The sequence below is a fragment of the Paenibacillus sp. V4I7 genome, from assembly GCF_030817275.1.
In the GTDB taxonomy this organism is placed as follows: domain Bacteria; phylum Bacillota; class Bacilli; order Paenibacillales; family NBRC-103111; genus Paenibacillus_E.
In genome coordinates this window covers 3,647,299-3,664,522 of the sequence record NZ_JAUSZD010000002.1, presented here as the reverse complement: position 1 = coordinate 3,664,522, position 17,224 = coordinate 3,647,299, and the positions used below count along the sequence as shown (strand labels likewise).

At 44.6% G+C, this 17,224-nt stretch carries 15 protein-coding genes; 14 read left to right on the top strand and 1 reads right to left on the bottom strand.

Going from position 1 to position 17,224, the window contains the following annotated elements:
• The first annotated feature begins 14 nt into the window (after positions 1-14).
• The 10 genes from QFZ80_RS18070 (at position 15) to QFZ80_RS18030 (ending at position 8,919) form a co-directional block, all read left to right on the top strand.
• Positions 15-530 carry an RNA polymerase sigma factor gene (locus QFZ80_RS18070; protein WP_307564155.1) on the top strand — a complete coding sequence of 172 codons (516 nt, stop codon included), beginning with the start codon at positions 15-17 and terminating at the stop codon, positions 528-530.
• Entirely contained in the window at positions 517-1,428 is a 912-nt protein-coding gene (locus tag QFZ80_RS18065; protein ID WP_307560334.1) for a sigma-E factor regulatory protein RseB domain-containing protein, read from the top strand. Before QFZ80_RS18070 ends, QFZ80_RS18065 begins: the two co-directional genes overlap by 14 nt.
• Positions 1,401-1,541: a hypothetical protein gene (locus QFZ80_RS18060; protein ID WP_307560332.1), complete on the top strand. Its 141-nt coding sequence runs from the start codon at positions 1,401-1,403 to the stop codon at positions 1,539-1,541. Before QFZ80_RS18065 ends, QFZ80_RS18060 begins: the two co-directional genes overlap by 28 nt.
• An 80-nt stretch (positions 1,542-1,621) precedes the next feature.
• Positions 1,622-1,699, top strand: coding sequence for a stage II sporulation protein P (locus QFZ80_RS39105; RefSeq protein ID WP_373460414.1), 78 nt, complete (start codon positions 1,622-1,624; stop codon positions 1,697-1,699).
• A gap of 155 nt (positions 1,700-1,854) precedes the next feature.
• Positions 1,855-2,058, top strand: coding sequence for a hypothetical protein (locus QFZ80_RS18055; protein WP_307560330.1), 204 nt, complete (start codon positions 1,855-1,857; stop codon positions 2,056-2,058).
• Positions 2,059-2,332: 274 nt separating this feature from the next.
• Positions 2,333-2,725: a DUF2569 family protein gene (locus QFZ80_RS18050; RefSeq protein WP_307560328.1), complete on the top strand. Its 393-nt coding sequence runs from the start codon at positions 2,333-2,335 to the stop codon at positions 2,723-2,725.
• A gap of 1,434 nt (positions 2,726-4,159) precedes the next feature.
• Positions 4,160-5,533, top strand: coding sequence for a group II intron reverse transcriptase/maturase (gene ltrA, locus QFZ80_RS18045; RefSeq protein WP_307560326.1), 1,374 nt, complete (start codon positions 4,160-4,162; stop codon positions 5,531-5,533).
• A gap of 268 nt (positions 5,534-5,801) precedes the next feature.
• On the top strand, positions 5,802-6,236 hold the full coding sequence (locus QFZ80_RS18040) for a hypothetical protein (RefSeq protein WP_307560324.1): 435 nt from the start codon (positions 5,802-5,804) through the stop codon (positions 6,234-6,236).
• A gap of 709 nt (positions 6,237-6,945) precedes the next feature.
• The gene (gene ltrA, locus QFZ80_RS18035) at positions 6,946-8,328 is read left to right on the top strand and encodes a group II intron reverse transcriptase/maturase (protein WP_307560322.1); all 1,383 of its coding nucleotides are present in this window, start codon (positions 6,946-6,948) and stop codon (positions 8,326-8,328) included.
• Between the two features lie 132 nt (positions 8,329-8,460).
• Positions 8,461-8,919, top strand: a complete 459-nt coding sequence (locus QFZ80_RS18030) for a hypothetical protein (RefSeq protein WP_307560320.1) — start codon at positions 8,461-8,463, stop codon at positions 8,917-8,919.
• Positions 8,920-9,404: 485 nt separating this feature from the next.
• Here QFZ80_RS18030 and QFZ80_RS18025 read toward each other — a convergent pair whose 3' ends face one another.
• Positions 9,405-10,682 (bottom strand): IS110 family RNA-guided transposase, encoded by a 1,278-nt coding sequence (locus tag QFZ80_RS18025; protein WP_307560318.1) that lies wholly within the window; start codon positions 10,680-10,682, stop codon positions 9,405-9,407.
• A 926-nt stretch (positions 10,683-11,608) separates the two neighbouring features.
• Here QFZ80_RS18025 and QFZ80_RS18020 point away from each other — a divergent pair.
• From QFZ80_RS18020 to QFZ80_RS18005, 4 genes are all read left to right on the top strand, one after another.
• On the top strand, positions 11,609-12,517 hold the full coding sequence (locus tag QFZ80_RS18020; RefSeq protein ID WP_307560316.1) for a GNAT family N-acetyltransferase: 909 nt from the start codon (positions 11,609-11,611) through the stop codon (positions 12,515-12,517).
• 643 nt (positions 12,518-13,160) lie between these two features.
• Complete coding sequence (locus QFZ80_RS18015; RefSeq protein ID WP_307560314.1) at positions 13,161-14,780, top strand: DUF5050 domain-containing protein; 1,620 nt, start codon at positions 13,161-13,163, stop codon at positions 14,778-14,780.
• A gap of 581 nt (positions 14,781-15,361) precedes the next feature.
• Positions 15,362-16,723 carry a group II intron reverse transcriptase/maturase gene (ltrA, locus tag QFZ80_RS18010; RefSeq protein ID WP_307560282.1) on the top strand — a complete coding sequence of 454 codons (1,362 nt, stop codon included), beginning with the start codon at positions 15,362-15,364 and terminating at the stop codon, positions 16,721-16,723.
• A gap of 85 nt (positions 16,724-16,808) precedes the next feature.
• Complete coding sequence (locus QFZ80_RS18005) at positions 16,809-17,048, top strand: hypothetical protein (RefSeq protein ID WP_307560313.1); 240 nt, start codon at positions 16,809-16,811, stop codon at positions 17,046-17,048.
• Positions 17,049-17,224: the final 176 nt, after the last annotated feature.

Genomic DNA, 17,224 nt, shown 5'->3' with positions numbered 1-17,224 from the left:
AATATTTGTCTCAAATGGATATTTTTACATTGGATGATCTTATGAAACAGTACGGACAGGATGTGTGGAATTATGCATATTTTTTAGTCAAAAACTATGAAATGGCGGATGACATCACACAGGATGTATTCCTGAACGTTTACCGTAATATCACTTCATACCGGGGCGAAGCGACCGTCAAGACATGGTTGCTGAAAATTACGCGCAACATTAGTTACAACTATCTAAATACAGCGTTTTTCCGTAAAGTCACGCTGTTTGGTTTCATTGGGAGGAAAGATGTTCAGCCGTCAGCGGAACATACCTTTCTAGATCATGAAATCGCAAATGGAATTTGGAAAATGGTATTGAATCTGCCGGCTAAATTCCGGGAAGTATTGATTTTGGATGCTAAGTACGAACTCAGCGTGATGGAGATCGCCAAACTGCTGGGCGTGTCGGAAGGAACTATCAAATCACGATTATTCCGGGCACGTGCGAAATTGTCAGTCATGCTTAAAGAGGAGGAGATCGCAAGTGCGAGAGTCTAAACCGGATTGGTATAAAATGTTGCAGGGCGAACCTTTTAAAAAGCGTACCTTCACAGACGACTTAGCGACGAGCATCAAACATAAGGCAGTTTCAACGGAATCGAAGCGATCGGTTGCGCGTTGGCTCTACTGGCTTGGCAGTTGTGCATTGTTCGCAGGATTGATTATTTTCTCTATTCAGAAAGGCATTATATTACCGGATACCTATCATCAAACTTCAACTAATCATAATGAGAACATCCCGAATTATGAAACCATTCAAGTCCGAATGTTGAACGCAATCGATAACTACAAAGACATCAAGGGTACATACAAAATAGGCAATCAAAGGGTTGAATTTGAAGTCGCCGAAGGCGATTCTCCGGGTAGTTACACCAAGATAACTGAAAACACCGGACAAGTTGTTGAGATCATTTCCGATGGAGTCAATGTCCTTAATTTAAATCATCAGTCCAAGACATTTCGAAAACTTGTGAACCCAACTCCAGAGCCAGTGAAAGGACCCCGTATTTATAGAAACGAAAATGGGACCACGAGTTACATTCACCGACCTGACCCTGCTAGTGCAGCATCAGCTTGGGTTACCTTCCCTGAAAACTATGCATTTATGCTGACGGATGGAAAAATTGTCGGGCAGGAAAAATATTTGGAACGGGATGCTACAATCATCGAGGGCAATCCAAACGAAGATCTCCCCAAAAATTTTGGTGCTAACCAATTTAAAATATGGGTGGACTCAGAGACGGGGATATTGTTAAAAGTAATTGGGACCAATGAGAAAAATGAAGTGGTTCATAGCTTGGAGGTGACTTCCATACAGATTAATAAAGGCATCGATCGGAGTAAATTCTCAACGGATGTGCCGTCTGGATGGAAACCCGAAAGCGGTACTACCTGAAAACGGGTGAAACCGTTAAAGCGGAGATGATTGGGAAGCAAATCGGCAAGGTGATGCGGATCGGTGATTGGTCCATCAAGCAAGAAGGAGACACAATAAAAAAAATCTTTTGATTCCGGGTTAATTATCGGCTTGTCCCTAATCACTTGGATAACCTTCTTTTCAGGAAGCCAAGCATAATATTATTTTCGATTTGAAAAATAAACCTTTAGTTTATATTTACCATACTCACAACCGCGAATCTTTCGTGCCTGAACTACAAATAACATGACCAGAAATTGTACCAACATAAAGTTGAAAGAATTACTGATAACGAAGCTATCTTCGTCAATGGTGGGGTAATAGAATTAGTGCCAAGAACACGAACTATCCTAAAAATAAAACGGACAGACATACGGTTCTGCCTTAGATGCTACTTCTCTAGAAATGGAACCTGAATTAATCAGTGCTATAGGTGTGAATGGCACAAAAGGCTATTTGCTGAAAAAAGACATAGACGGCGAGCTACCAAAATCACCAGAGGAAGCCATTTCGATGCAGAACAGTAAATCGCAAGGTGTGCGTGATATTCCGCTGTATGACGTTGATGGTGAAACCGTAATTGGTGTGTTTCATGGTGGAGGAAAGTAACAAAAAAGCATGTTTATGTGTTACGCTAACGGAAACTATAGCTCAATAGACATCAGGAGAAGGCTGCCGACAGCATAAAACGGCAGACTTCTCAACTCCCTCAGAGAACGTTAGTTGAATAAAAATAGCTGATTCGCCACCATTGAGGTGGTTTTTATTTTGGTTAAAAATCAACAACACATGATCCATTAACTTCCATTACATTTATTTTGAATTTAACACATAATTAAAAATATCTAATTTTAGTTTTCAGAAGAAAAAGGTGGCAACATACGTGCAAAAACAGAAAAACCTAGCAGGAATCAGAGGCTGGCTTCTATTCTATGCGAGTTACTCAATTGTTGGAGTTTCGATCAATCCATATTACATATTCAAGATGATAAAAGAGGTACAAGAATGGGACCTTGAAAGTGTGTATGCTATTGGTTCTTATATTTTACTTGAAGTTCTTTTTATCATTTCTCTTTTTAATTTATTAAAGAAGAACAAGAATGGACCATTGATTACTATCATAACTGAATTAGTAGCGATATTATTTGAAATAATTGATTTCTTTCTCTCAGATAGAACACTATATGATGTTCTTGATTCAGCTCTTATAATTATTGTGGGAATGATATGGATTTTATATTTTAGATATTCGAAACGTGTAAATGCAACTTTTTGAATGTATCTCAAGAAGGCATTGGCATCAGATACCGTCGTTCAACTAACGGAAAAGTATGACAAGTTCTGCTATAAGCGTCTAACAGCGTGAAAAGCAGGAGATTACAATGAGTAATCTTAACTTTACAACCGAGGATGGGAATGACGGAACCATGTATCCCGAAACCATCCCGCCAATACTCCTGCGCGCGTCATGACTAACAGGTTATGGGGTGTGAAAGTACAGGTAGATTCGGCAGAACGAAGGCTAGAGCCATTTGAATAGAAAAGGTATGCCAACGGATATGCCGCGTGGCTGAAAAACTGGATATGGTGAGAATGTTCAAACAGACTGAACTGACGAACTTCCGAATGTACAGGTCTAAAGTTAGAGCATATGGAAACATATGCACCATCAAACGATGGGGTGAGCGGCGTAAAGTAAGAATTTTTCCTATGAAATACGCTATGCCGAACAGTGGCGGCATTGGTCTCGCAGGCTTAGAGGAAGCACCTAAGTCCAGAAAAATAGCTAGGATGTAAGGGACTTGGAAAGCAAGGGACGTTGCAACAAGGGCTGTTACCCAAAACGGTTGTTATAAGGCACATGCCGAAATACATTAATCCTTGTGAGGGCAGGGGCACGACTGATGAATCTCCTGTAATGGGAGTGGAGGAACAGCCCCAAGTCTAACTGAAAAGAAAAATTGTTTTCCAAGCGTGAATTGCACCGATCAGGTAGGAACGTGGGGACATCAATGGATGCCACAGTGCAAGCTACTAGGATGACAAACCGTCAATATCCTTGAGTAACGAGGAACTTATGATTTAGTACATTCAGTTAGAGGGAACGCCGGATGCTGGGAAACTGGCACGTCCGGTGTGGAGCAGGGGAAAAGTTGGAGATAACATCAAATGCTTACCTATTGTTACCGATAGCTTAATAGTGCGCCTAGCGAAGCTAGTCATAACTTGTTGGTGAAAGTCCAATCGAGGTAGGGGCCAAGCCGCCTCATAGCTAGCAGGCATCTGGTGGTGAGAGCCTAAGGGTGAAGCCCTGTGAAAAACTCCGAGTAGGAGTGAAGCAAAGCTGCAGGCCGTAACATGAAGTGAATCCTGCCGCATCGTCATATCGAACCCTAAAGGGACAAGAGGGAGCCGAGCCCCGTATTGAATGGCGAAGGCCACGGAACGCGCGAAGATCTTGGAGAAGCAACGCGGAAGAACCCTCCGGTGTATGGGGATCGGCATGCAGTGAAAGTTATGTCTGGAACTAAGGAGACCCTACCTCACACGACAGCGTCGTAAAGCGCGAACCTATAAATCCAAGGATGAAGTGGCAAGCGGTGAGAAGGGAGTCGGAAAGGGTAGTAGCACCTGTGAACCGAGGACAACATAACCTCGGGGAGGGAAGCACCCTTGCTTTGTTCACGGGTATCAATGGAGGTAAGAGCGAGTGAATGCAGTGAAATCTGCTAACTACACGAAAGTAAAAGTTCAAGAACTTCAAAGAACCCTCTACCTTGCGGCGAAGGCAAATACCAAGCGCAGATTTCATGCTCTGTACGACAAAGTGAGCAGATCAGATGTGATGTGGGAAGCATGGAAACGGGTCAAGGCAAATCGAGGTAGTGCAGGAATCGACGGTGTGACGATTCAGTACATCATACTGGAGTATGGGGAAGAGCAATTTGTGAGAGACACGCAACAACAGTTGCTTGAGGGTACCTACCGTCCCAAGCCAGTACGAAGAAAGGATATACCGAAAGGCGATGGGAAAACGCGTCCGTTAGGAATACCCGTAATTCGGGATAGACTGGTACAAATGGCGGCGAAAATAATCCTAGAGGCGATCTTCGAGGCGGATTTCAAAGATTGCTCGTTCGGGTTTCGGCCGAAACGAAGCGCAAGACAAGCGATCGAGGCGATTCGCAAGACGGTAAATTACGGGAGAGTGTACTGGGTGGTGGATGTAGACATCACAGGGTATTTTAACAACATCCCGCATGCCAAATTGCTCAAACTTCTGGAACAACGTGTTAGCGATCGAAGAGTATTAAAACTCATTCGAAATTGGCTGAAAGCCGGCGTCATGGAAGAAGGCTTGTTCCATGACACGGAAATCGGTAGCCCACAAGGTGGGGTTATTTCCCCGTTACTTGCGAACATCTACCTAAACTATCTCGATTCAATATGGGAGAAACAATTCTCTCATATTGGCACATTGGTGCGATATGCCGATGATTTAGTCATTTTGTGCAGGCAAAAGACCCACGCTCTTGAAGCCATTCAAGTGCTTAAGGCAGTCTTCCAAAAATTGGAGCTGTCGATGAATACGGACAAGTCCAAGTTAGTGAACGTGTGGATGGACGAGGAAGGATTCGACTTTCTTGGATTCCATCACCGCCGCATGCCAAGGTTGTTTAAGACAGGGAAATTCTATGACCTTCGTAGCTTTCCTTCCAAGAAAGCGATGAAGAAGATGCGTGCTAAGGTGAAGGAAGTAACTGGCCCACGATCGCTGCTCTACTGGTCGCCTAAACAAATGGTGGACAAGCTCAATCCCATCATACAAGGTTGGAAAAACTACTACGGGAGCGTAGATCCAGGCACGAGCAATAAGTTCCTAACAAATGTGGACTGGTATATCATCGGGAGATTGACACTGTACTGGAACAAGAAACACAAACGAAATCATCTGCACCCGAGAAAGGTAGCAGAAGTTCTCGGACGTATAGGACTGAAACGAGTTAGTGCTTGGGGTAGCTATACTGCACAAGGTGAAGAACATCGGAAAGCCGTATGCGGGAAAACCGCTCGTACGGTTTGATGAGGGGGGACAGGGGGACCTGCCCTCCACTCTACAACAACTACGACGCGGTTGCCGGTATAATTCGGCAGCCGCGTTATGTTAACGGGCAGTTTACCGCAACATAATATCAACATTGCGCGTCTAAATTTAAGGTGAAAGGAATATATTTACATTTGGAGTACAATTCTTTTTTGCTGAATTAATATCGGCATCTCGAATGAAAAAGGTATTCGAAAATTTTAGGTAAATATGTGTTAAATAGAATTTATGAGGAGCGATGGAAATCTTGAGGTGGTCAATCGGTATCATCGCCGTTTTATGCGTCATGATTCTTAGTGGGTGTACGGATAATTCGAATTATTATGGCGGCATCAAAAAAACAGATCTTCCTGCATTGAATATTGTTCATGAATTTAGGGGACATAGCGACAATTGGGGTGCTATTTTGTTCGTTTATAAAGATTCTTCTGAAAAATTAGCGTCGAAAGAACTTCTTGTCTATAACGGAAAAGATTCAAAACCAATCGGTGATATTTCTATCGAATACACTGCGGGGGACGTTGTTGGAAATGAGACAATAACTGTTACGGAAGCTCCCGAAAAGGGGATTTATGCTTTTATTACAGCTACAACCGTTCCATCACAGGATTCAACAGTGAAAATGCTCGTTAAATGGGAGGATCATTCAGAATTAATTGAATTAAAGCCTGTGACAGATTAAGAAGCGTAAATAGCTCCGCAAAAAGGAGCTATTCGGTTTATTCATTTGTTCCTCTTTTATATTTAGCAACAGAAATGCGCGCGACCGAGGTAGTTCATTGCACTAACGGATAACAGATAGTTAAACATCTGAAGGGCTGCCGCGTTTAGGTAGCCCTTCACTCCGCTAACGGGCAGTGCGCGCCTAGCCAAGCTAGGCACAACTTACTGATGCAAGTTCAGTCGGGGTAAGGTCCAAGCCGCCCCGTAGCTAGCGGGCAGACGTCGGCGAAATCCGGCGGCTGAAGCCCTGTGAAAAGTCGCGCTTTGCGCGATGAAGCAAATCTGCAGGCCGTAATGAAAATGAATCCTACCGCATCGTGAAAGTGAACCCGAAAGGGACAAGAGGGAGCCGAGCCACGACTGCCCCGGCGAAGGCCATGGAACGCGCGAAGAACTTGGAATGCAGCGCAGAAGAACCCTCCGGTGTAAAGGGAGCGGCATGCAGAGAAAGTTGTGTTTGGAACTAGGGAGACCCTCTCCCGCACGAAGTTTTTTTTTTCGTAACGAGCAAACCTATAAGCCCTAAAGGTGAAATGGCGGGCTGCGGGAAGGGAGTCGGAGGGGGCCATACTACCAATGATCCGGCGGACAACATAACCCCGGGGAGGGAAGGGCGCCGAAAGGCAATACCCCACTTCGTTTACGGGATATCAAGGAGGTAAGAGCAAGTGAATGCCGATTACACGGCTAACGCCACCAATGAAAACGCTCGACGACTCCAAAATACCCTCTATCTTGCGGCTAAGGAGAACCCGAAGCGTAAGTTTCATGCGCTGTACGACAAAGTATTCCGGAAAGATATCCTGCAAGAAGCATGGACAAGAGTGAAAACCAATCGTGGAAGTGCCGGCATCGATGGACAATCAATCGAATTCATCCTTCGAGAGATTGGTGAAGAATTCTTCATCGAAGAGATCAGACAACAGCTAATGAATGGGGAATACCGACCGTCTCCGGTCAAACGGAAAGAGATTCCGAAACCTGACGGAAAGACACGTCCCTTGGGCATTCCAACAGTCCGTGACCGAACTGTTCAGATGGCAACCAAACTGGTGATCGAAGGCATATTCGAAGCAGATTTTAAAGATTGCTCTTACGGATTTCGCCCCAAGCGGTCGGCTCACCAGGCTATAAAGAGCATCCGGGAAAGCATCAATTGGGGAGCCGCCGTCAACTGGGTGGTCGACGTAGATATTACTGGCTACTTCGATAATATCTCCCACAGCAAGCTGATGAAACTGGTCGAAGAACGCATCTGCGACAGGCGCATTCTAAAGTTAATTAGACAGTGGCTTGAAGCAGGTGTAATGAAGGATGGCGTATGGCACAAAACGAAGATTGGAAGCCCACAAGGCGGTGTAATATCTCCTCTTCTGGCCAACATCTATCTCAACTACCTCGATACGATATGGGAAAAACGGTTTTCTCATCTGGGCAAGCTAGTCAGGTATGCAGATGATCTTGTCATTCTTTGCCGGTACAAGCCGCAGGCACTCGAAGCTATTCATGTACTCAAGGCCATCTTCGGAAAACTAGAGTTAACCATGAACACGTCAAAATCAAAGTTAGTATGTCTATGGAGGAATCAGGATGGGTTTGACTTTCTTGGTTTTCACCACAGGAAGATGCCGCATCTCCATAAAAAAGGGGTTATGTATAGACTTCGAAGCTTTCCATCGAAGAAAGCAATGAAGAAGATGCGTACTCGTTTGAAGGAAGAAACGGCATCCAGAGGCCGATTAAACTGGTCGTTAAAACTGATGGTCGAGCTACTGAATCCTATGATCCAAGGATGGCGTAACTTCTACGCTCATCAGGATGTGGATCGAAGTATGGCAAACCGTTTCCTTGCAAAAGTTGACTGGTACATTCTGAGGAGATTGAGACAGTTCTGGAATAACAAACACAGGAAGCGCAAGCGGAATTGGTCGGAGATGCATATTCTGCTTCAACGTACAGGACTGAAAACATTATGCACTTGGAAAAACCGTACTGCCCAAGATGAAGAACGTCGGAAAGCCGTATGCGGGAAAACTGCACGTACGGTTTGATGAGGAGGGGCTGGCATCCCCAGTCCTTTACTCTACTATGCGCAACAAATCGCCTTATTTTGCGTAAAGGATATATCTGAGAATCAGAGTTGGGGTATCGGTCAGAAAAAAGATTGTGGAGGGGTTAGAATAATGCGGCTAATAGGGATTTTTTTTCTTCTCTGTTTTGTTTTTTTGGGTGGTTGTAAAGAGTCAAGTGATATTTATGAGGGTATTGCAAAAAGTGAATTTGAGCTTATTAAAAATAACAGTAATACTGAGTTTGTATACGAATACAGTGGCAGAAGCGAAAATTGGGTTGCGGTTTATGTATTTTATAAGATGAAAAATGAAGAGCATCATCTCTCAAAACCATTCTTGAAGTATATTGGTACTGGTCAGACACCAACTGGTCAATTAAGTTATGAGTTTACGGCGGGACGTGAGACAGGAAAAGGAACTCAATCCGCTAGTTCTAAAACTGGAATATACAACTTAGGTACTTATGGGAGTGGGGGGCTTGGTCCTGCTGAGGACGATAATTTTCAGGTTAAGATGCAAGTGGTATGGAATGGTCAAACTGAGAAAATTGATTTAGAACCAAACTTTTAATATCTAACGCTATTACGCTACGGCGAACGATAGCTCAATAAAATACCAAAACAGGCTACCGAGATTAAATCTGCGGTAGCCTGTTCCGCTCCCTCAGAGAATAAGGATTATCTCACGAATGCTCGCTCATTCGCAGGATTTCAATATGCTTGTTAAACAGGAGTTCAGGTGTTTGGGTAGTGTGGGACAGGCAGTTCCGTTAGTGCGCATGCGGGAACAGAAGGTGCTGAATATTTTTACAACATCTTCCATAAATAAGTTATGCTGCACGCTTCTCTCCACAAGGTCCTTGGGGATTCACTCTCCCAAATCTCGACGGGTCTTTGCCCTCACATTCCTTCGTCCTATCTTTCCAAGGTGTGGAGTCCGATCAACGTTAACGGAACGGGTCTATGCCCTAAAGCTGAAAAATCTCGGTACTCGGTGCTTTCTTTGTGAGATCCTGCGAATGAGCCAATCTACGTGTCAGGGTTACGATTTGCTTTTTATGCTGCTAATGGTAGCAGGGCCTTATCCATGGAGAATGTATGTCCTTCTCTTGCCATGGCTACAAGCATCCGGGCCAGTTTCCCAATCAGCTTCATCATGGACTGCATTTTTGTCATTCGTTTCACTTCGGTATTGTGCGCATGCATGGCTTGGAACGCCTCATTGAAAGATAGCAGGTGAAACACAGTGAAGCAGAGATGCTTGCGCAGTAGTGAGTTGCCTCGTTTGGTGAGCTTGATTTGCCCCTTATACTTGCCAGAACTTCGTTCTGCTAAGTTCAATCCTGCCTTGCGCAATAACTGATTTCCGTGAGACAGCTTACGTAAGTCCCCGCCAAATGCCAATATGGCAGCCGTTGCAGGAACGGAAGCACCGACAGATCGAACGAGATCTGAACAAGGAATTTCAGGCAGTACCTTTTCAATCATCTCGTCCGCTTCATCAATGATTCGGCAGATTCTTTCATATTCTTCGATGAGGTGCCTTAGCTCCCATTTGTCTTCTTCAAGGGCAGTAGTGTCTCCCACGCTATGTCTAGCGAGTGATTGAAGTTCCAGCGCCTTGTTCTTACCTCGCACCCCACCAGGTCTAGCCATATATTCACCCCAGATCTGTACCATTTGCTCCGGAGTTAGCTGCAATAGGTCAGAAGGGGCTGGGAACCGGCGCAAAGTGGCCAAGGAACGATCGCTAAAAATATCATCAAATGCTTGTCTGTATTCTGGAAAACGGATATCGAGCCAGCGGTGGATTCTATTCTTAATCCGTCCTGATTTAACAACCCAGTGCTCTCTGTTTGTAACCATAACCCGTATACGGCGGAATGCTTCATCCTTTGGAGCGAAGGCTGTGTAGAACCCGCGACTTACCGCATCGGCGATGACCAGAGCATCCTTTGGGTCGTTCTTGGAAGGTGAGTTATCTCTGTTTTCCTTATTGCGTTTGGTTGTCATTGGATTGACAAGAGCCACATCAATTCCTTGATCCACCAACCAGTTGGCAATATTGAACCAGTAGTGACCGGTGCTCTCCATTCCCACAACGAAGTCATTCATGCCGTGCATCTTCTGTAATTTCCGAATACTGTGTTCTAAATGCTCAAAGCCAGCAAGGTCATTTGAAAATAGAATAGGGCGCTTTGTGAGGACAATACCTCGAAAATTAATGGCTTGTGCAGCATGCTTCTCCTTGGCAATGTCAATGCCTATGACCAGAGTGGTAGTGGAGATTCGTTCTACACGTTGATTTTGAGAATTAATTGGATTAGACTTCATAATAACGCCTCCTAAGGTGAGTTCTGAGGGCTGCAACCCAGTACATACTCATCCTAGCGAGGCGTCCTTTTTTCTGCAAGTTCAATCTACTAATACCTACAGGAATGTTAACGGGCAGGTTAGTGAAATTACCTGAGTACAAATTGTTAGAATTCATGGGCATACTAATCCTGAGAAAATTTGGGGGGTTGCCTAAGTGCAAAAACTAAAAATTTCGTTTTTACTTTTACTATTGCTGAACATGTTAACAGCAAATTTAGCATTCGCAAGAGATGGATTAGATGAAAACATAGTTACAATTTACATCAACTCAATAAACGAAAAAAATGGTCAGACATACCTGATTTGTGGGTTAAGGGTCAACGTGACATACTTATTAACTTTTTAAACAACAAGCAAAATAAAGATCAGAACGTTGGATTATTCAATATCAATAAAGCCCGTATTGTTGCTTCTAAGCAAATACCATACGAATACGGAAAAAAATATATACCTACTCGTTATATAGAGACATTTATCGACCCTCAGATTTTTTATGTGGCTGTTAACTATGAGGTATTTAGGTAGGATAAATATCACATAAACGGAGTAAATTACTTCTTTATCGTTACCGTATTAGAGGGTGGTAAAAGAAAAATTGTCCTAACCCCACTTGTTCCCGTTAACCAAATTATCAGAGAGGGGTATGGATATGGAACAGCAGACGAAAAGACATTTGACGAGAGGAGAATAAAATACGTTCGATTAAACTAACGAAGAACTTTAGATAGCACAATAAACAGGGAGCAGATTGCCGCGGCAGCTGCTCCTGTTTTCATTAAAGTAACGGGAAGTTTAGCACAACATAATAGTAAAAATGTGGTAATATACTATACATCGAACCTATCTTATAGCGGACATACATATTGTAAAGGATGAGATACTTAGTGCAGTATTCTGAAGTTATCTTTCGATTGCATAAGCGGACTGATACAGAGAAAATTGTAACCTTAATTAACCGCGATCCTTTTCACTTATTGAATGGTACTTCCGTTGGAGAGTTTGAGCTATCCTTGGATGAGCCAGGGAGAAGAACCAGAGAAAATACTTTTGTTATTGAGACTAATCAGACTATCATTGGCTTTTTTTCATTAAGCTTCTTAGAAAAGGATATGTACATATTAGTCGACTGTTTTGGTACAGTAGATTTCGTTTGGAGAAGACAGGGAATAGGCACTAAGGTTTTCGGATTTATAATAAATAGACTTAAAATGATGAGGGTTGAAGAATCAAAACAAATCCAATTCAAGCACCGTGCCCTGAGCAGTATTCCGGGAGAGGAAAGACTCGGCGAAAATTTTGGATTGAAAGAACAAAGTATTTTGGAAATACTTTGTTTGAAAAATTTGAAGGACTCATTGTTTAGCCAAGCGCCAAGATCTTACGGATTCCATTCTCCGACGCTAGCAGAGGCGAATGTATGGACTCATATTTACAATGAAGCATTTAATGATAACAGAAATATTGAGAGTGTTTTACATGAGTTTATGGGGACGAACTTTTCGAATAGCCTTTATCTAATTTGTACAGACGATAACCAAAATCCTTTAGGTATACTTTCTACAACTATTAATGGCTCTTTTGCTCGAATTCCAACAATTGCAGTGAGTCGTAAGTGGCAAAATCAAGGGATCGGGAAAATCTTATTATCCGAAGGCTTACGGAGATTAAGAGATTTCGGAGTTTTGGAAGTTCGTCTAGCTGTAGATAGCAAAAATGAAGCTGCTAAGTCGTTATATAAAAAATTAGGTTTTATCCATGAATCTAAACGAACCAATCTCGTTATCACACTATAAACATGAAGCCAAGCAGATCGTTCGGTTACCTATGCTCAACTACGAGGGAACGATGTTTTCCGAAATAATTCAGCGCCGCCATTGCGTTAACGGAGAACGATAGTTCCATATCGAAAGGGCTGCCACGAGCAGAACTTCGTTCCGCTAGAGGTAGTCCATCTAGTCCCCAATTTACTTTTTTTTAATCATTCTCTCGATTATAATCGCAAGTGCAAGACCGATAATAACAAGCACTGCAACCTTTCCATCAACTCCTGCTGCATTAATAAGCATTCAATCCATCCCTTATCCAATGGAGTTATACTTTTATTGTATGCCTAGTTTATAAGGATATAGAAGCGAATTGAAGTTAATCAATTGTGCTAACGGATAACGTTTGTAATAAGCACCAAGAGACGGTAGCCATTTAATCGGCTGCCGTTTTCTCATCAAATGGGCATAAAAGTTCAACGAGATTCATTAGAATATAGCTTCCAAAAAGCTAAGCAAGCTCACTGATTAATTCCTCCATTTCAGTTCCTCTCCAATCTCTTGCAGTAATACATTGAGTTGGTGGCTGGTATTTTAATTGGATTACTGCAACTTTTAACTTCCATATTCGTCCAATATTAGTAATGATTGATGTAGCGAAGGAGGAGTTGAAATGAAGAATAAATTGGCTGTATTCGCATTGATCGGATCACTGATTCTGCCTATGTTGGCCCAGACCGGACGGGTGCACGCCAATTCGGCGGATGTGAAGGTGACTATTCCAGGATATAAGGTGAAATTAAATGGACACCTGGTGGATAACGCGTATCGCGAGTACCCCTTGTTGGTGTATAAGGACATCACGTACTTCCCTATGACCTGGTACGATTCTCGGCTGCTAGGGCTGGAAGCCAGTTGGTCCAAACAGGAGGGGCTCCAGATTTCCCAGGGGCAGGTGGCTTCGGCCTATGTCTCTTACAAGTCGGATCACCCCAATGCGGCATCCTATCGCGCGGAGGTGCCTGCGTCGGCCATTACCGTGAACGGTCAGACCATCGACAACGCCAAGGAGGAGTATCCGCTCCTCAGCTTCCGGGACGTGACGTACTTCCCTCTTACCTGGAAGTTCGCGCATGACTCGTTTAGCTGGGATTACACCTGGGATACGGTGGACGGCCTGTCAATTCAGTCCCATAATCCACAGCTGGCAGAAACGGGGCTCCCCGATTACGCCTCTAAGAACGATGTGGCTTTATACAAGGGGTATTATTATTTCGTGGAGACGCAGGGGTCGACGAATCACGTCTATCGCTCCCCGATCAAGAGTCCGACGGATAAGGAAACCGTGTATGACTACAATATCGACAATGGCCGAGGGATACAGAATGGGGTTTCCTTCGAGTTTCGAGATGAAGTCCTCTGGTTGAACTATCATGTAGGCGGGGCTACGATGGGTTACGATGTCTACGTCAAGATCTCAGCTGACGGCAAGGCGACCGTGGCGCAACAGGGCTATCTAGATTTCTTTGAAACGGGTTATGGCACCATTATCGCTAATGACGGGAATCCTCCGTTCGCGGGCAACCTGTCCCTCATGTCCTCCGGGCAGGACCGATCTTCTATCAAGCTCCTAGGTAGTCCAGACATGATGTACGGCAGGCATGTGACGGTGGACACGAACAGTGTCGGCGTCGGAGGCGATAATGGATCCATGACCGTGGTGGGGGACAGCGTCTACGTTATGGGGGCGACATACCCCAAGGATAACAGTAACTTGAACAACATCTATAAGATTAATCTTCAGAGCGGGACCTCCGTCAAAGTGGTAAACGCCTCAGTCAGCCGGTTTCGTGTTATCGACAACAAGCTGTATTACGTAAAGGATGCAGATAACGCGCTATACCGCTCCGAGATGGACGGAACAGGGGAGTTGAAGCTCACCGAGCGCTCGGTGGGTTGGTTCGGAATGGCCGGCGGGAATGTGTTCTATACCTCGCCTGCCCCCTCATTCGACGGGACGGTCGTCCATGCGAATCTGTATCAGAAGAATCCGGACGGCGAAGACTGGATCGTGCTACGTGATTCGGTGAAGGCAGTACAGATGGAGAATGACCGACTGGTCTGCATCATGGGCGACTATGCACCTTATGGAATGGAACTGCTGGACGGCTCTGGCCGCCTATTGCTGGAGGTGGCGAACCCAATTGCACGCATACATGCGTCCGACGACGGCATTCTCGTTGCTACTTCCGGCGACTTAGGCATACGGACGATATCGTTGACCGATAAATAATCGGAATACGGCAAGAGCTCTGAGGAGAGAGCTAAGCTAACGGGCAGTGCGCGCCTAGCCAAGCTAGGCACAACTTACTGATGCAAGTTCAGTCGGGGTAAGGTCCAAGCCGCCCCGTAGCTAGCGGGCAGACGTCGGCGAAATCCGGCGGCTGAAGCCCTGTGAAAAGTCGCGCTTTGCGCGATGAAGCAAATCTGCAGGCCGTAATGAAAATGAATCCTACCGCATCGTGAAAGTGAACCCGAAAGGGACAAGAGGGAGCCGAGCCACGACTGCCCCGGCGAAGGCCATGGAACGCGCGAAGAACTTGGAATGCAGCGCAGAAGAACCCTCCGGTGTAAAGGGAGCGGCATGCAGAGAAAGTTGTGTTTGGAACTAGGGAGACCCTCTCCCGCACGAAGTTTTTTTTTTTCGTAACGAGCAAACCTATAAGCCCTAAAGGTGAAATGGCGGGCTGCGGGAAGGGAGTCGGAGGGGGCCATACTACCAATGATCCGGCGGACAACATAACCCCGGGGAGGGAAGGGCGCCGAAAGGCAATACCCCACTTCGTTTACGGGATATCAAGGAGGTAAGAGCAAGTGAATGCCGATTACACGGCTAACGCCACCAATGAAAACGCTCGACGACTCCAAAATACCCTCTATCTTGCGGCTAAGGAGAACCCGAAGCGTAAGTTTCATGCGCTGTACGACAAAGTATTCCGGAAAGATATCCTGCAAGAAGCATGGACAAGAGTGAAAACCAATCGTGGAAGTGCCGGCATCGATGGACAATCAATCGGTGAAGAATTCTTCATCGAAGAGATCAGACAACAGCTAATGAATGGGGAATACCGACCGTCTCCGGTCAAACGGAAAGAGATTCCGAAACCTGACGGAAAGACACGTCCCTTGGGCATTCCAACAGTCCGTGACCGAACTGTTCAGATGGCAACCAAACTGGTGATCGAAGGCATATTCGAAGCAGATTTTAAAGATTGCTCTTACGGATTTCGCCCCAAGCGGTCGGCTCACCAGGCTATAAAGAGCATCCGGGAAAGCATCAATTGGGGAGCCGCCGTCAACTGGGTGGTCGACGTAGATATTACTGGCTACTTCGATAATATCTCCCACAGCAAGCTGATGAAACTGGTCGAAGAACGCATCTGCGACAGGCGCATTCTAAAGTTAATTAGACAGTGGCTTGAAGCAGGTGTAATGAAGGATGGCGTATGGCACAAAACGAAGATTGGAAGCCCACAAGGCGGTGTAATATCTCCTCTTCTGGCCAACATCTATCTCAACTACCTCGATACGATATGGGAAAAACGGTTTTCTCATCTGGGCAAGCTAGTCAGGTATGCAGATGATCTTGTCATTCTTTGCCGGTACAAGCCGCAGGCACTCGAAGCTATTCATGTACTCAAGGCCATCTTCGGAAAACTAGAGTTAACCATGAACACGTCAAAATCAAAGTTAGTATGTCTATGGAGGAATCAGGATGGGTTTGACTTTCTTGGTTTTCACCACAGGAAGATGCCGCATCTCCATAAAAAAGGGGTTATGTATAGACTTCGAAGCTTTCCATCGAAGAAAGCAATGAAGAAGATGCGTACTCGTTTGAAGGAAGAAACGGCATCCAGAGGCCGATTAAACTGGTCGTTAAAACTGATGGTCGAGCTACTGAATCCTATGATCCAAGGATGGCGTAACTTCTACGCTCATCAGGATGTGGATCGAAGTATGGCAAACCGTTTCCTTGCAAAAGTTGACTGGTACATTCTGAGGAGATTGAGACAGTTCTGGAATAACAAACACAGGAAGCGCAAGCGGAATTGGTCGGAGATGCATATTCTGCTTCAACGTACAGGACTGAAAACATTATGCACTTGGAAAAACCGTACTGCCCAAGATGAAGAACGTCGGAAAGCCGTATGCGGGAAAACTGCACGTACGGTTTGATGAGGAGGGGCTGGCATCCCCAGTCCTTTACTCTACATTGTTAAGTAATTAGAGGGCGATAATTAACAATAAGGAGTTGAAAAAAATGGGTAAAGTTACAGTTGAGTTTGAAATTACTGGTACGAGTGAGAAAGAGGGCTTATTTGTAAATATTATCAAGATAAAAGAGTTTCCATCCGAATCTACATTGGGTGAATTGGAGCAAACAGTTAAAGAAATGATTCAGGATATAGAGAATAAATACGAAAATACAAAAACCGATTTTTTCAAGATTGTCATAAGAGGCATGAAAACACCAAAAGGAATCACTTATCCCAAAAAATGATATTCAGCTATCGCAAACGATAGTTGAACAAAACGAGGAAAGGGAAAAGGTCCATCCCGTAAATGGATGGTCTTAAAACTTGCCGTTACAGACAGGTCATTCCGCTAACGAAGAACTTTAGTTCAGAGCTAGAAAAAAGAGGATGGGATCATATATCAAAACAGTGTCAGTGATTG

Excerpts from the sequence above, each read along its gene's own strand:
- QFZ80_RS18015 (WP_307560314.1), top strand. The coding sequence starts at position 13,161 with ATGAAGAATAAATTGGCTGTATTCGCATTGATCGGATCACTGATTCTG.
- QFZ80_RS18055 (WP_307560330.1), top strand. The coding sequence starts at position 1,855 with ATGGAACCTGAATTAATCAGTGCTATAGGTGTGAATGGCACAAAAGGC.
- QFZ80_RS18005 (WP_307560313.1), top strand. The coding sequence starts at position 16,809 with ATGGGTAAAGTTACAGTTGAGTTTGAAATTACTGGTACGAGTGAGAAA.
- QFZ80_RS18025 (WP_307560318.1), bottom strand. The coding sequence starts at position 10,682 with ATGAAGTCTAATCCAATTAATTCTCAAAATCAACGTGTAGAACGAATC.
- QFZ80_RS18060 (WP_307560332.1), top strand. The coding sequence starts at position 1,401 with ATGGAAACCCGAAAGCGGTACTACCTGAAAACGGGTGAAACCGTTAAA.
- QFZ80_RS18030 (WP_307560320.1), top strand. The coding sequence starts at position 8,461 with ATGCGGCTAATAGGGATTTTTTTTCTTCTCTGTTTTGTTTTTTTGGGT.
- QFZ80_RS18070 (WP_307564155.1), top strand. The coding sequence starts at position 15 with ATGGATATTTTTACATTGGATGATCTTATGAAACAGTACGGACAGGAT.